The organism is Pedobacter sp. SL55 (genome assembly GCF_026625705.1).
In the GTDB taxonomy this organism is placed as follows: Bacteria; Bacteroidota; Bacteroidia; order Sphingobacteriales; family Sphingobacteriaceae; genus Pedobacter.
Window position 1 is genome coordinate 4,405,017 of sequence record NZ_CP113059.1, and the last position, 13,873, is coordinate 4,418,889.

The 13,873-nt window shown below is 37.5% G+C and carries 16 protein-coding genes; 13 read left to right on the forward strand and 3 right to left on the reverse strand.

Features of this window, described 5'->3' with window-relative positions; translation table 11 throughout:
• Positions 1 to 157: 157 nt before the first annotated feature.
• The 7 genes from OVA16_RS19760 to OVA16_RS19790 all read left to right on the forward strand — a co-directional run bounded on the left by OVA16_RS19760 (position 158) and on the right by OVA16_RS19790 (position 5,472).
• The gene (locus tag OVA16_RS19760; RefSeq protein WP_267762751.1) at positions 158 to 1,003 is read left to right on the forward strand and encodes a transketolase; all 846 of its coding nucleotides are present in this window, start codon (positions 158 to 160) and stop codon (positions 1,001 to 1,003) included.
• A 145-nt stretch (positions 1,004 to 1,148) separates the two neighbouring features.
• Entirely contained in the window at positions 1,149 to 2,105 is a 957-nt protein-coding gene (locus OVA16_RS19765; RefSeq protein WP_267762753.1) for a transketolase family protein, read from the forward strand.
• Positions 2,106 to 2,185: 80 nt separating this feature from the next.
• Positions 2,186 to 2,737 carry an RNA polymerase sigma factor gene (locus OVA16_RS19770; RefSeq protein ID WP_267762754.1) on the forward strand — a complete coding sequence of 184 codons (552 nt, stop codon included), beginning with the start codon at positions 2,186 to 2,188 and terminating at the stop codon, positions 2,735 to 2,737.
• Positions 2,738 to 2,776: 39 nt separating this feature from the next.
• Positions 2,777 to 3,388, forward strand: coding sequence for a hypothetical protein (locus OVA16_RS19775; protein WP_267762756.1), 612 nt, complete (start codon positions 2,777 to 2,779; stop codon positions 3,386 to 3,388).
• Between the two features lie 3 nt (positions 3,389 to 3,391).
• Complete coding sequence (locus tag OVA16_RS19780; RefSeq protein ID WP_267762757.1) at positions 3,392 to 3,844, forward strand: hypothetical protein; 453 nt, start codon at positions 3,392 to 3,394, stop codon at positions 3,842 to 3,844.
• Positions 3,845 to 3,947: 103 nt separating this feature from the next.
• Positions 3,948 to 5,180, forward strand: a complete 1,233-nt coding sequence (locus tag OVA16_RS19785; protein ID WP_267762758.1) for an aspartate aminotransferase family protein — start codon at positions 3,948 to 3,950, stop codon at positions 5,178 to 5,180.
• Positions 5,181 to 5,190: 10 nt separating this feature from the next.
• On the forward strand, positions 5,191 to 5,472 hold the full coding sequence (locus OVA16_RS19790; protein WP_267762759.1) for a GNAT family N-acetyltransferase: 282 nt from the start codon (positions 5,191 to 5,193) through the stop codon (positions 5,470 to 5,472).
• A 153-nt stretch (positions 5,473 to 5,625) separates the two neighbouring features.
• Here OVA16_RS19790 and OVA16_RS19795 read toward each other — a convergent pair whose 3' ends face one another.
• Positions 5,626 to 6,546: a DUF58 domain-containing protein gene (locus tag OVA16_RS19795; RefSeq protein WP_267762761.1), complete on the reverse strand. Its 921-nt coding sequence runs from the start codon at positions 6,544 to 6,546 to the stop codon at positions 5,626 to 5,628.
• A 162-nt stretch (positions 6,547 to 6,708) separates the two neighbouring features.
• On the opposite strand from OVA16_RS19795, the gene lysS reads away from it, so the two are divergent.
• Positions 6,709 to 8,418, forward strand: a complete 1,710-nt coding sequence (gene lysS / locus OVA16_RS19800; RefSeq protein WP_267762762.1) for a lysine--tRNA ligase — start codon at positions 6,709 to 6,711, stop codon at positions 8,416 to 8,418.
• Between the two features lie 90 nt (positions 8,419 to 8,508).
• Positions 8,509 to 8,721, forward strand: coding sequence for a hypothetical protein (locus tag OVA16_RS19805; protein ID WP_267762763.1), 213 nt, complete (start codon positions 8,509 to 8,511; stop codon positions 8,719 to 8,721).
• A gap of 40 nt (positions 8,722 to 8,761) precedes the next feature.
• Here OVA16_RS19805 and OVA16_RS19810 read toward each other — a convergent pair whose 3' ends face one another.
• Positions 8,762 to 9,307, reverse strand: a complete 546-nt coding sequence (locus OVA16_RS19810) for a DUF2892 domain-containing protein (protein ID WP_267762764.1) — start codon at positions 9,305 to 9,307, stop codon at positions 8,762 to 8,764.
• An 84-nt stretch (positions 9,308 to 9,391) separates the two neighbouring features.
• On the opposite strand from OVA16_RS19810, the gene OVA16_RS19815 reads away from it, so the two are divergent.
• Together OVA16_RS19815 and ung are read left to right on the forward strand one after the other, a co-directional pair.
• Positions 9,392 to 9,910 (forward strand): thioredoxin family protein, encoded by a 519-nt coding sequence (locus OVA16_RS19815; protein WP_267762765.1) that lies wholly within the window; start codon positions 9,392 to 9,394, stop codon positions 9,908 to 9,910.
• A 39-nt stretch (positions 9,911 to 9,949) separates the two neighbouring features.
• Positions 9,950 to 10,627 (forward strand): uracil-DNA glycosylase, encoded by a 678-nt coding sequence (gene ung / locus OVA16_RS19820; protein ID WP_267762766.1) that lies wholly within the window; start codon positions 9,950 to 9,952, stop codon positions 10,625 to 10,627.
• An 81-nt stretch (positions 10,628 to 10,708) separates the two neighbouring features.
• Here the strand turns inward: ung and OVA16_RS19825 are convergent, their stop codons facing one another.
• Positions 10,709 to 11,179 carry an Lrp/AsnC family transcriptional regulator gene (locus tag OVA16_RS19825; RefSeq protein WP_267762767.1) on the reverse strand — a complete coding sequence of 157 codons (471 nt, stop codon included), beginning with the start codon at positions 11,177 to 11,179 and terminating at the stop codon, positions 10,709 to 10,711.
• A 139-nt stretch (positions 11,180 to 11,318) separates the two neighbouring features.
• Here OVA16_RS19825 and OVA16_RS19830 point away from each other — a divergent pair, with 139 nt between their 5' ends.
• Together OVA16_RS19830 and OVA16_RS19835 are read left to right on the forward strand one after the other, a co-directional pair.
• A complete protein-coding gene (locus tag OVA16_RS19830; protein ID WP_267762768.1) occupies positions 11,319 to 11,972 on the forward strand; it encodes a metal-dependent transcriptional regulator in 654 nt (217 codons plus the stop codon).
• Positions 11,972 to 13,834, forward strand: a complete 1,863-nt coding sequence (locus tag OVA16_RS19835) for an Nramp family divalent metal transporter (protein WP_267762769.1) — start codon at positions 11,972 to 11,974, stop codon at positions 13,832 to 13,834. Before OVA16_RS19830 ends, OVA16_RS19835 begins: the two co-directional genes overlap by 1 nt.
• The last annotated feature ends 39 nt before the right edge of the window (positions 13,835 to 13,873 follow it).

Here is a 13,873-nt window from a genome sequence, read left to right on the forward strand (position 1 = left end):
AGCAAACTTATTAACATTTTTTTTATCGAAAATCAAAAAAATGTGGAAAACTACATTTTCAATTTATTTCCCATAATGATAAAAAGTGATATACAAATGGCTTACAAATGGATATTTAGCTTAACTTTGTTACATTACATATAATTATATTTTTTAGATGAAACATACAATCAGTGAACTAGAAGATATCGCTTCGCAAGTAAGAAGAGATATCCTGCGCATGGTACATGCTGTACAATCTGGACACCCTGGCGCTTCGCTAGGCTGCGCAGATTTTTTCACAGCACTATATTTCGAAGTAATGAACCACAACCCAGAGTTTGACATGGACGGCAAGAACGAAGATCTCTTCTTCTTATCTAACGGACATATTTCTCCAGTTTGGTATAGTGTACTAGCAAGAGCAGGTTATTTCGAAGTTAGCGAACTGAGCACTTTTAGAAAACTAGATTCTAGGCTTCAAGGACACCCAACCACACACGAACATTTGCCAGGCGTACGTATTGCATCAGGCTCTTTGGGGCAAGGACTATCTGTAGCTATTGGTGCTGCCCTAGCCAAAAAAATAAACGGAGATCATTCTTTAGTTTATGCTTTATTAGGCGATGGCGAGCTACAAGAAGGCCAAAACTGGGAAGCTTTCATGTTTGCCCCTCATAACAAAGTAGATAACATCATTGCCTCGATAGATTACAATGGTCAACAAATTGATGGCCCTACCGAAAAGGTACTTTCTTTAGAAAATTTACAAGCCAAATTTGAAGCTTTTGGTTGGCATGTAATTACTTCTGATGGTAACGACATGGAAGGAATTGTAAAAGCTTTACACTATGCAAAATCGCTAACAGGAAAAGGCAAACCTATCTTAAATCTAATGAGCACACAAATGGGTTATGGTGTAGATTTTATGGTTGGCACCCACAAATGGCATGGCTCGGCACCTAATGATGCACAATTAGAAAGCGCACTAGGCCAAATTAAAGAAACAGCTGGGGATTATTAATTAGATTCGAGAATTTAGATATGAGATTTGAGAAACTTTTAAAATCGCATATCATATATAACAACAAAGAGATTTTGAGAAAAAAGATTTAAGACTGAAATACCTGTCTCACATCTAGCATCTCATGTCTCATGTCTCACGAAAAATGAAAAAATACACTTACACAGATAAAAAAGATACTCGCTCTGGTTTTGGGGCAGGCTTGCATGAAGCAGGTAAAAGAAACGAAAATGTAGTTGCGCTTTGTGCAGACTTAGTAGGTTCATTAAAAATGGATGCTTTTATTAAGGATTTCCCTGAGCGTTTCTTTCAAATTGGAATTGCTGAAGCAAACATGATGGGCATTGCAGCCGGCTTAACCATTGGCGGTAAAATTCCTTTTACAGGTACTTTTGCTAACTTTTCTACAGGCAGAGTTTACGATCAAATCCGCCAGTCAATCGCTTACTCAGGCAAAAATGTAAAAATTTGTGCTTCTCACGCCGGTTTAACTTTGGGAGAAGATGGAGCAACCCACCAAATCTTAGAAGATATAGGTTTAATGAAAATGCTGCCAGGAATGGTGGTTATTAACCCTTGCGATTACAACCAAACCAAAGCTGCTACCCTAGCCATTATGGATTACGAAGGGCCAGTTTACCTACGTTTCGGTCGCCCGGTAATTCCTGTATTTACGCCAGAAGATCAAAAATTTGAAATTGGTAAAGCCTGGATGGTAAACGAAGGTAAAGACGTAACCATTGTTGCAACTGGCCACATGGTATGGAGAGCCATACAAGCTGGCGAGGAATTAGAGAAACTAGGTATCGATGCTGAAATTATAAATATCCACACCATTAAACCTTTGGACGAAGAAGCCATCTTAAAGTCGGTACAAAAGACTGGATGTATTGTAACTTGCGAAGAGCACAATAAATTTGGTGGTTTAGGCGAGAGTGTTGCACGTTTCTTAACCACAACTTATTTGGCTCCGCAAGAATTTGTAGCTGTTGATGATAGTTTTGGCGAAAGTGCAACGCCAGATCAATTAATGACGAAATACAAATTAGACCCAGCCGATATTGTTGCTGCTGCGCAAAAAGCGATAGCTAGGAAAAAATAGAATGGAGACATTAGATATGAGATTTGAGACATCGAGCCAAATCTCATATCTCAAATCTCGAATCTCTTATCTAATTATAAATGAAGCAAGTTGAAGACGAAGAAATACTCTCTAAGTTTAGTGTTGAAAAAACACAAAACGAAGCCTTCAACTTGCTTTTACAAAAGTATCAGCAAAAAATTTATTGGCACATTCGTCGCTTGGTAATAGACCACGACGATGCTGATGATTTAGTACAAGAAACTTTTGTTAAGGTCTGGAAGAACTTACATAACTTCCGCAGCGATTCGCAACTGTACACCTGGATTTACAGAATTGCCACTAACGAGTCTATTACCTTTCTTAACAAAAAGAAAAACAGAAACAACATTTCGTTAGATGAAGTAAATTCTGAACTAGCAGAAACATTGGCTTCTTCTACCCATTTTGATGGCGACAAAATTCAACGCAAATTGCAGCAAGCCATCTTAACGCTACCAGAAAAGCAGCGCATTATTTTTAATATGAAATATTTTGATGACATGAAATATGAAGAAATCTCCGAAGTTTTAGGCACTACGGTAGGCGCCCTAAAAGCGTCTTTTCATATTGCTGTCAAAAAAATAGAGGCAATTTTAATAAATCAAGATTGATATTAAACCTTTTGCAAAAAAAAACATCAATAAATACAAATGAGTAAAATGGCCGACAATATGGAATGGGAAAACGAAGCGCCACAACTAGCAAAGCTGAAAAAATCTAATCCTTTTACAGTTCCTTCTAATTATTTTGAGGGGCTAGAAGAAAGGATCAATCAATCTGTATTTATCAGTGCTCTACAAAAAAATGAGGACGCAGGGTTTGTTGTTCCTGCAAATTATTTCGAGACACTAGAAAATCAGATTACATCTAGAATTTCTTTGGAGCAACTTAAAACCAAAACGCAAGGATTTTCAGTTCCGGAAGGTTACTTCGAAAAACTCCAGCAAAACATTGTTACCAAAACTACAGAAACAAAAAAAACTCTTAAACTTTGGCATCAACCACTATTTAAATACGCTGTTGCAGCATGTTTAGTAATTGCTTCTACTGCGGGCTGGTTTGCAAATGAACATTATCAGAATAACCAATTACGCAAAACAGAATTAGCTAAAGAGCAAATGCTTTATGATATAGACGAAAGCGTAATTATGGAATACATGCAGGAGGCTCAAAATGTTAAAACTGCAAGTTTCACTGAAAGCGAAATGGAAAACTACATTTTAGATAATTTTTCTACTAACGATTTATCTAACAATTTATAAAATATGAATAAGCTAATTTTTGCACTATTAATTTTCGTTCCTAGCTTGGCTATAGCCCAAGGCTCACGTGGCGGCGAAAAAATGGAAGCCAGAAAAGTTGCTTGGTTAACCACTAAACTAGATCTATCTGCAGAAGATGCCAAGATTTTTTGGCCAATTTATAACGATTACGTAAGAGAGCAATCTATATTGAGAAAAGAACGCTTTCAAAAAATGATCAGTTTTAGAAAACTAAAAGAGATTGAAGATTTGGATGATGAAGAAATCCAGACTTTAATTTTAAACGATTTCAATTTTAGACAACGAGATTTGAATATAGAACGTAAATACTACAATAAATTCAAATCTAGCTTGCCCATAAAAACTGTAGGAAAATTCTACAGGGCACAAGAGGCTTTTAAGAAAGAGATTTTACAACAGTATAGGGCGGCCATGCCTTCTCAGCCAGCAAATTAAATTGCACAACGATAAGCTTTAGAAAAGTCTCGACCTTTGTCGGGACTTTTTTATTTGAACTTATTTTCAAAAAACTGAGAATTAAATCAACTATTTTTGTGCTATGCTTACTCAAAGACAACTCTTTTTAAAACATAACGCTCAAACTTCTACCACTCCACTATTGCTCGAATTTGTAAAAGCACAAGGAGTATATATTTACGATGCTGAAGGGAAAGCATACATCGATTTAATTGCGGGAATTGGTGTTAGCAACGTAGGACATTGCCATCCTAACGTGGTGACGGCTGTACAAAAGCAAGCCGAAACTTACATGCACCTAATGGTTTATGGAGAGTATGTTCAAAATCCGCAAGTAAATTTTGCTACGGCATTAGCATCGGTTTTACCAAATAATCTTAATAGCACCTACTTTGTAAACTCTGGTGCCGAAGCAGTGGAAGGCGCCATGAAATTAGCGAAGCGCTATACGGGCAGAAAAGGCTTTGTGGCTTGTTTAAACTCGTACCATGGTAGCACGCAAGGTGCCGAAAGTTTAATGAAAAGCACCGATGGCGAGGGCTATTCTGCTGGTTATGGGCCGTTTTTACCAAACGTTGATTTTATCAATCACAATAACCTTACCGATTTAGATAAAATTACCGCCGAAACTGCGGCAGTTTTTGTTGAACCAGTACAAGGAGAAGCAGGAATAAGAGTGGCTGACCAAACTTATATGGAAGCCCTGAGAGCTAAATGTACAGAAACCGGAGCTTTATTAGTTTTCGACGAGATACAATCAGGTTTTGGCAGAACTGGAAAAATGTTTGCTTTTGAGCATTACAATATAGTTCCTGACATTTTACTGCTAGCTAAAGGCATTGGTGGTGGAATGCCCATCGGTGCTTTCATCAGCTCTCTAGAAATCATGTCGGTTTTGTCTTACAATCCTATCTTAGGCCACATGACCACTTTTGGCGGGCATCCTGTTTGTTGCGCTGCAGGTTTGGCCACGTTGACGACTTTATTGGATGAAAAAATAGTGGATCAGGTGGAAGCAAAAGGAGAGCTTTTCAAGCAATTGTTACAAAATCCGGCTATTACAGAAATTAGAGGAAAAGGCCTAATGCTTGCCGTAGGTTTTGATAGTTTTGAAACGAACAAAGCCATTATCGACGCCTGTATTGAGGATGGAATTATTAGTGATTGGTTCTTGCATTGCAGCGATGCCATGCGTATTGCGCCGCCTTTAACCATTACAGAAGAGGAAATTAAAAAAGCTTGCAATGTGATTTTAAGGAACATTGAAGCGGTAACGGTTGAAATTAAAAGTAGAAAGTTAAAAGTAGAAAGTTAAAAGTATTGATATGCAAATCATTCAAGAAAACGAAGAAAGAAGAGGCTTTTTCAAAGCTATAGAAGATGGTAAAGAAGCGGGTTTAATGACTTACACTTGGGCTGGGCCAACCAAATTTATCATAGATCACACCGAAGTGAATGAAAATTTTAAAGGTAAAGGAGTTGGGCAACAAATGTTGATGAAAGCTGTGGAATACGCCAGAACAAATCATTTAAAGATTATGCCTTTGTGTCCGTTCGCTAAATCTGTATTTGACAAGAATACTGAGATTGCAGACGTGTTGTTTTAGTGCTGCCTTCAACGTAAACAATACACGTCATCCCAAATTTATTTCTGGGATCTTAATGCTTGAAATCTGAACACACACTTTATAACTAGCTATACGCTTTAAGCTTCCCGCATACACGGGAATGACGAAATAGCGAAAGAAAGAGAAGCCTTGTTAACTCATCTTCTGGCGCTTAATCAAGTAAGCTTCCAAAATATGATTGAAGCCAGCGTTGATATCCGCATCAACCATATCAATTTTATATTGCGCACATTTTAGCGTAAGATTTTTTCTGTATTCATTCATCTGCTTCAAATAAGCATCTTTCACCTTAGCTGCGTGTGCTTTCAACACTGTTCCCGTTTCCATATCCACAAATTCGTAAGGTCTATTTTCAAAATTGAAATCAAGCTCTTTGGTTTTATCGATTACATTAAAAACGATGACTTCGTGTTTATTAAACTTTAGGTGCTGTAGCGCAGAAAAAATTTGATCCAACCTATCGGTGCTATTCGCAGTCTGCAACATATCGCTAAACACCACAACTAAAGAACGCTTATGGATTAAATCTGCAATTTGGTGCAAAGCCGAAGACAAATCCGTTTGTATATTTAACTGAGAAGTGGCTAAAACTTCTTCCAATTTAGCAAACAAAAACTTCTGATGCACACTGGTTGATTTTGCAGGTGTATTTAGTTTCAATTGATCGGTAAACAAACTCAAACCAAATGCATCTCGTTGGCGTTTCAGCAAATAAATTAAAGCCGCTGTACTTTGCACTGAAAAAGCAAGCTTGTTATATTTATCGTTAGGAAAGTACATAGACGAGGAAACATCAATTACAAACTGACACCTCAAATTGGTTTCTTCCTCGTAACGTTTGCTAAATAGCTTATCAGTCTTGGCAAATAATTTCCAGTCGATACTTTTAACGCTATCGCCATTATTATAAAGCCTGTGCTCGGCAAATTCTACAGAAAAACCGTGGAAAGGACTTTTATGTAAGCCAGTAATAAAACCCTCTACCACTTGCTTAGCTAAAAGCTCTAAACTACTTTCAAATCTTATCTCATCTGGTTTTTGCGATGTTTGCATACAGTAAAACTAACGAAAAGATTTAAAAACGCAATTGCCAAGCCTGTAAGATAACAGATGTAGCTCGTAGCCTAATAATTGCAATCAGTTCGATGTGATATTAACGGCTTGTGTAAGCGGCATTAACCAAGTATTTTACTATTTTTGCAAAAAATACAATTAATGAGTATAGGATTATCAGAACAGGAATTATTGCGTCGCGATTCGTTAAAACAACTTCGCGAACTGGGTATTAACCCGTATCCTGCAGAGGCGTACGAAATCAATGCTAATGCAGCAGACATTTTAGCTAACTACGAAAAAGATAAAACAGCATACAAGACCATCAGCATTGCCGGTAGAATTATGGGTCGCAACATTATGGGAGCGGCTTCTTTCGCCGAACTTCAAGATGCTACTGGTCGTATCCAAATTTATTTGAAGCGTGATGAGCTTTGCCCTACTGATGATAAGACCCTGTACAATACCGTATTTAAGAAGTTATTAGACATTGGCGATTTTATTGGTGTTGAGGGCTATGTTTTTACTACTCAAACTGGCGAAATTTCGGTGCATGTAAATAAATTAACAGTACTTTCTAAATCTTTACGTCCGTTGCCAATTGTAAAACGAGATGATGAAGGCAATGTTTACGATGGTTTTACCAATCCGGAGTTGCGTTACAGAATGCGTTACGTAGATTTAACGGTAAACCCAGATTACAAACAAATCTTCATCAACCGTTCTAAGGTAATTAATACCATGCGTAATTATTTCGACAGCCAAGGCTGGATGGAAGTAGAAACGCCAATTTTACAAGCGGTGCATGGTGGTGCGGCGGCTCGTCCGTTTGCCACACACCACAACACCTTAGACATGCCTTTGTTTTTACGTATTGCGAACGAGCTTTACCTAAAAAGGTTAATTGTTGCCGGTTTTGATGGGGTGTACGAGTTCGGTAAAATGTTCCGTAACGAAGGCATGGACAGAACGCATAACCCCGAATTTACCTCAATGGAAATCTACGTAGCTTACAAAGACTACGTTTGGATGATGGGGATGGTGGAAGAGTGTTTGGAGAAAATTGCTGTGGCTATCCACGGTTCGCCTGTGGTAAAAGTTGGTGGACATGAAATTGATTTTGCTGGTCCGTACGAGAAATTAACGATGTACGAATCAATCCAAAAATATACTGGTATCGATGTCTCTGAGATGAGCGAAGAGCAATTGGCTCAAACTTGTAAAGATTTAGGTATCGAGATTGATGACAGCATGGGTCGTGGTAAATTGGTTGATGAGCTTTTCAGTGAGAAAGTGGAAGCGAACTTAATTCAGCCTACTTACATTACCGACTACCCTATCGAAATGACGCCTTTAGCGAAGAAACACCGTAGCAAAGATGGTTTGGTAGAGCGTTTCGAACTTTTTGTAATGGGTAAAGAAATTGGCAATGCTTATTCTGAGTTGAATGACCCAATTGACCAAAAAGAGCGTTTCGAAGAACAATTGAAATTAGCGGCCAGAGGCGATGATGAAGCTATGGCGATGGATGATGATTTCGTTCGTGCTTTAGAGTATGGTATGCCACCAACATCTGGTTTAGGTATTGGTATTGATAGATTAGTGATGTTAATGACCGATCAATCGACCATCCAAGAAGTATTGTTCTTCCCGCAAATGCGTCCAGAGAAAAAGAAAGTTGAGCTTTCTGCTGAAGAAGCTGAATTATACGCTTTGGTAAAAGAAGGCGAACAATACTTGTTAAGTGACGTAAAAGCACAATTAACAGACTGGAGCAACAAAAAATGGGATACCACTTTGAAAGGCTTAACTGGAAAAAACATCCTTAAAGTAAATAAAACGGATGACGGTTTGTTTTTGAGCCACAAATAGTTAACAAAAGCTTAATAAAAACTTAAAAGGCTTGTAGATTTAGATTTACAAGCCTTTTCTATTTTAGTGCCGTACTAAATCTAAAATAAAATGAATAGTTCAAGTATCGAAATTACAGAAAACGAATACTGCATTAAATTAAGCAAAGACACTTTTGATTTATCACTTATTCGTCAGTTAATTAAACGTATTCAGGCAGAAGAACTTTTCTTCAACAAAAAGAGAATGGAAGATGATGATGATTTGTTGAGCAGAGCAGATGCTGCTTACGAAGACAACTTTGATCGCCTATGCGACAAATAAAAAGAGCTAATTCCTATAGGCATTAGCTCTTTTTATATTTCTATCTGTGGCTGTAGCGCACTTGTTGTTGCTTATCTAACATGCCCAGCTGGTCTTTCATTTGTTTAATCTGATCAGCCAATAATTTATTCTTATCGGCTTTCTTTGCCTCTGTTAAATACATTTGAGCTTCGCGTTTATTGCGTTTACCCATCGCAATTCCAGCTAAACTCAATTTAGCTAAAGCAACGTTGTGATCCATGTGCAAGCCAAAACTTAAAGCCGCTTTAAAATACTTTTCAGATTTCATTGGCGCCTTTCTTGATTCCATCAAACCCAACAAAAGGTTATAATAACCAAATTGCATTTTGTTCAATTGCTTCTCGTAGTTGGTTATCTTTCCCAAAAAAGCTTCTGCTTTGGACATATTATCCTTACGCAAATACCACTGTGCAATGAGCATATTTTCGTTGTAAAAATAGGTTACGAAAACAAATATGCTAACGAAAACAGTTGGAATACCCCAACCCCAATGACCTAAAATAAAAAGTGCAACTGCTGCACCAAGTAAAGCGAAGCCTATAATTAAGCGTACTAAATTTGACATAGTTTTTCAATATTTCTGCAAATATCGGTTTTCTATAGCAGAAAATAGCGATTTAATTTATAATTTCAACAAAAATTAGATAAAATGAAATACCTATTCACTATTATAATTGGGTTGTTTTTTATGACAACAAACGCTCAAGAAATCAATAAAAAACTAGAAGATCAGATTAAACATAAACAAATCATGTTAAACGAGTGTTCAAGAGAGGGCTTAGTAGAGTTCCCAGAATTTAAAGCAAGTTACGATGCGAACTACGAAAACTATAAAGTAGACTCTGCATCGCTGCCGCAACTAACCAAATTAATGAAAGACAAAAAGATTAAAGTGGTGTTAGGCACATGGTGTGGCGATAGCAAATATCAAGTACCTAATTTTTTAAAAATAACTGATGCGGTTCAGGTTAATGAAAAGAATATTTCTTTCATTGCTGTTGACGGAGCTAAAAAAGCTGAAAATGGCCTCTTAGATGGACTAGATATCCAACGTGTACCTACATTTATCATTACCGATAAAAAAGGAAAAGAAATTGGCCGCATAGTAGAAAGCCCTAAAAAAAGTATAGAACTAGATCTAATAGAAATTTTGACGGTTAAGAAATAAAATAACTCAACTTTTGACTTTACACTTTTAACTAAAAAAATGGCTGTAGATTTAGAACCAGGTTGGCTTAAAGTATTGGAGGGCGAGTTTGACAAGCCCTACATGAAATCACTTAAAGATTTTCTTCAGCAAGAGAAACAAGCTGGTTTTACCGTATTTCCCAAAGGTTCGGATATTTTCAATGCTTTTAAACATACGCCTTTTGAAAAAGTTAAAGTGGTAATTTTAGGTCAAGATCCTTACCACGGCGTGGGACAAGCACATGGCTTGTCTTTCTCTGTGCAAAAAGGTGTAGTTCCTCCGCCATCGCTTAAAAATATTTACAAAGAACTCGCGGATGAATTCTCTGATTTCAAAATACCAAATCATGGGGAGTTGACGGCTTGGGCAGACCAAGGTGTGCTGTTATTAAACGCTACGTTAACGGTTAGAGCGCATACCGCTGGCTCACATCAGAAAAAAGGTTGGGAGCAATTTACCGACAAAGTAATCACCGAACTTTCTGCTAAAAAAACTGGTTTAGTATTTATTCTCTGGGGTAATTACGCCAAACAAAAAGAAGCTTTAATTGATAAGAGCAAGCATTTCATCATCAGCTCCGCACACCCATCGCCATTCTCAGCTTACAATGGTTTCTTTGGTTCAAAGCCATTTTCTAAAACCAACGCCATCCTTAAAAAAGAAGGAAAAGAAGAGGTTAATTGGCAAATCGATTGATTTACGATTTTAGATCTACGAATTACGATTGACAAGGATTTCAATTAAGACTAATACCTATCTACTAATACCTGATCCCTATTAATATTCCAACGGTACAATCGGTTCTTTCTTGGTAGTAGACATGATCATCATCGTTTGAAAAGTCTTCACTACAGAAATCTTACTAATTTTATCCATAATTAAACGTTCGTACGATTTGATATCGCTTACATAAACTTTCAATAAAAAATCTGCCTGACCAGTTACGTGGTGACATTCAGTTACTTCTTTGATTTGATTAACCTCATCTAAAAAGATTTGAATGGTATTGTTCTTGTGAAAATCTAGCTGAATTTGGATGAAAGTTTTGATACCTAAACCTAATTTTTCTTCATCAACCAAAGCATGGTAACTTTTAATGTAGCCAGACATTTCTAACTTACGCACACGTTCTAAAGTTGGCGCTGGCGATAAACCGATCTCTTGCGAGAGCAGCAAATTGGTAATTCTACCGTTCTCTTGCAATAATTTTAAGATTTTAAAATCGATTTTATCTAGTTCGAAGGCCATACTTTTTATTTGAATTGCCCAAAGATATAACAGGACAGCCAACTCGCAAAATTTTATTCTAAAAATAATGTAAAAATTTAGATAAAATTTTATAGATAAATATTTAGATTTGTCTAAATAATAGATTAGAAAAGCAAAAATGCAATCTTATACCGAAGAGAACTACCTGAAAATCATTTATCATTTATCAGAAATTAGTAACCCTGTATTAACTAATGCCATTGCCGAGCGTATTCAAACCAAAGCGGCATCGGTTACCGATATGATTAAAAAGCTGTCGGAAAAAGAACTGATTAATTATGTGAAGTACCAAGGGGTAACATTAACGGAAAAAGGAAAGTTAACAGCTGTCAATATCGTAAGAAAACACCGACTTTGGGAAGTGTTTTTGGTAGATAAGCTCAATTTTAAATGGGATGAGGTACACGATGTAGCCGAAGAATTGGAACATATCCAATCTAATCTGTTAATTGAACGTTTAGATGAGTTCTTAGATTTCCCAAAAGTAGATCCTCATGGCGACCTAATTCCGGATAAAAACGGCAACTTCGCCGATCTTTCTTTCATCAAATTAAGTAAACTTAACGCTACCGACAAAGGAACGATTACTGGTGTGAGCGAACACTCATCAGCCTTTCTTAAGCACTTGGAAAAACTTGGCCTAACCTTAGGCAAACGCATAGAAATTGTCGAAGTTTTAGAATTTGACGGCTCGGTAGAATTGTTGGTTGAACAACAAAAAACAAATATTAGTAGAGAAGTAGCTAAGCACATTTTAATTACCAAAAACTAATGGCAGAGAAGCAATCGTTAAGCGAAGTACACCAAAGTGTGGCTACCGGCCAAAAAAAGGGTTGGCGAAGAATATTGGCTTTTTTAGGCCCTGCGTATTTGGTAAGCGTTGGTTATATGGATCCTGGTAACTGGGCTACAGATATTGCTGGAGGTAGTAAATTTGGCTATCAGTTGATTTGGGTCTTGCTCATGTCTAACCTTATCGCTCTGCTTTTACAATCGCTAAGCGCTCGTTTGGGTATTGTAAGAGGGCTAGATTTGGCACAAGCTTCGAGAAATACTTATCCTAAATGGGTTAATTTCCCTTTATTTATATTAGCGCAAACAGCGATTATTGCTTGTGATTTAGCCGAAATCATAGGGATGGCGATTGGCTTAAACTTACTCTTCGGTTTGCCTTTAATCTGGGGCATTTCTATTACCATTTTCGATACCGTTCTCTTACTTTTCTTGCTCAACAAAGGCATGCGCAAAATGGAAGCTTTCATTGTTTCTATGGTATTTATTGTAGGGCTTTCCTTTTTGGTAGAAATGTTTATTGTTGAACCCTCGCTAAAAGAAATTGCCAAAGGTTTTGAACCTTCTATGTTGGGAGGCGAGGCACTTTACATTGCCATTGGTATTATTGGTGCAACCGTGATGCCGCATAACCTTTACCTACACTCGTCGTTGGTGCAAACGCGAAAATTTGAACGGGACAGCAAAGGAATTAAAGAAGCCATTAAATTTAACTTTATAGACACTGCTGTTGCACTAAATTTAGCTTTTTTTGTTAACGCGGCCATTTTAATTTTAGCAGCGGCAGCGTTCTATAAAAATGGTTTTCATGAAGTGGCAGAGATACAAGATGCCCACGAATTGCTTTCTAACATTTTCGGCAGCGTAGCTCCTGCCCTATTTGCCATTGCCTTAATTGCTGCCGGGCAAAGTTCCACTGTTACAGGCACGCTAGCCGGCCAAATTGTAATGGAAGGTCATTTAAACCTAAGGATACAACCTTGGTTACGCCGATTAATTACGCGTTTATTGGCTATCGTACCTGCATTTTTCACTATCCTTTATTTTGGAGATGATGCGTTGGGAGGCTTGCTAATTTTAAGTCAGGTGGTTTTGAGTTTACAGCTAGGCTTTGCCATAATTCCTTTAATCCACCTTAACTCGGATAAAAAGGAGATGAAAGAATTTACCATTAAACCTTGGGTTAAAGTACTGGCTTGGTTAAGTGCGGCAGTGATCGTTGCTTTAAACATCAAATTAGCTATAGAAGAAATTGGCGGCTGGATGGCAGAATCTCACAACGCTTGGTATATGTACGCAATTGTACTTCCTATCTCTATTCTTATTTTAGTATTGCTAGTTTACATTTTCATCTATCCTTTCGTCGGTAAAAAACAGCGAATTGGTAATGTTCCACATGGCGATGCACTAGCTATTGGCCGCGTAGAAAAAATCAATTACGAACGCATTGGCATTACGGTAGATTTCTCTGAAAATGACAGAAAAACCATCCGCCATGCACTAATACAGGGCGGAAAAGAAGCCCATTATTATTTAATTCACGTGGTAGAAACCGCAGCCGCCCGTTATCATGGCAAAACGGCAATGGATCACGAGACACAAGCCGATATTGACAATCTTAAAAAATATCAGGAAAACCTCGCAGATTTAGGCTATCACGCTACGCCACATGTTGGTTTTGGAGGTACCGCTAAAGCTATTGCAGAGATCAGTAATACCAATAAATTGGAGCTTTTGGTAATGGGTGCCCACGGTCATAAAGGTTTAAAAGATTTGATATTTGGTACAACGGTAGATTCGGTAAGGCACAAAGTGGATATTCCGGTGTTGATTGTGAGGTAAGCTTAAAACCCAGCCAAACACGTGTAAAAAAACAAAAAT

What these genes read in the sequence shown, in the direction of transcription:
- OVA16_RS19760 (WP_267762751.1), top strand. Translation starts at nt 158, where the DNA reads ATGAAACATACAATCAGTGAACTAGAAGATATCGCTTCGCAAGTAAGA.
- OVA16_RS19765 (WP_267762753.1), top strand. Translation starts at nt 1,149, where the DNA reads ATGAAAAAATACACTTACACAGATAAAAAAGATACTCGCTCTGGTTTT.
- OVA16_RS19770 (WP_267762754.1), top strand. Translation starts at nt 2,186, where the DNA reads ATGAAGCAAGTTGAAGACGAAGAAATACTCTCTAAGTTTAGTGTTGAA.
- OVA16_RS19775 (WP_267762756.1), top strand. Translation starts at nt 2,777, where the DNA reads ATGAGTAAAATGGCCGACAATATGGAATGGGAAAACGAAGCGCCACAA.
- OVA16_RS19780 (WP_267762757.1), top strand. Translation starts at nt 3,392, where the DNA reads ATGAATAAGCTAATTTTTGCACTATTAATTTTCGTTCCTAGCTTGGCT.
- OVA16_RS19785 (WP_267762758.1), top strand. Translation starts at nt 3,948, where the DNA reads ATGCTTACTCAAAGACAACTCTTTTTAAAACATAACGCTCAAACTTCT.
- OVA16_RS19790 (WP_267762759.1), top strand. Translation starts at nt 5,191, where the DNA reads ATGCAAATCATTCAAGAAAACGAAGAAAGAAGAGGCTTTTTCAAAGCT.
- OVA16_RS19795 (WP_267762761.1), bottom strand. Translation starts at nt 6,546, where the DNA reads ATGCAAACATCGCAAAAACCAGATGAGATAAGATTTGAAAGTAGTTTA.
- lysS (WP_267762762.1), top strand. Translation starts at nt 6,709, where the DNA reads ATGAGTATAGGATTATCAGAACAGGAATTATTGCGTCGCGATTCGTTA.
- OVA16_RS19805 (WP_267762763.1), top strand. Translation starts at nt 8,509, where the DNA reads ATGAATAGTTCAAGTATCGAAATTACAGAAAACGAATACTGCATTAAA.
- OVA16_RS19810 (WP_267762764.1), bottom strand. Translation starts at nt 9,307, where the DNA reads ATGTCAAATTTAGTACGCTTAATTATAGGCTTCGCTTTACTTGGTGCA.
- OVA16_RS19815 (WP_267762765.1), top strand. Translation starts at nt 9,392, where the DNA reads ATGAAATACCTATTCACTATTATAATTGGGTTGTTTTTTATGACAACA.
- ung (WP_267762766.1), top strand. Translation starts at nt 9,950, where the DNA reads ATGGCTGTAGATTTAGAACCAGGTTGGCTTAAAGTATTGGAGGGCGAG.
- OVA16_RS19825 (WP_267762767.1), bottom strand. Translation starts at nt 11,179, where the DNA reads ATGGCCTTCGAACTAGATAAAATCGATTTTAAAATCTTAAAATTATTG.
- OVA16_RS19830 (WP_267762768.1), top strand. Translation starts at nt 11,319, where the DNA reads ATGCAATCTTATACCGAAGAGAACTACCTGAAAATCATTTATCATTTA.
- OVA16_RS19835 (WP_267762769.1), top strand. Translation starts at nt 11,972, where the DNA reads ATGGCAGAGAAGCAATCGTTAAGCGAAGTACACCAAAGTGTGGCTACC.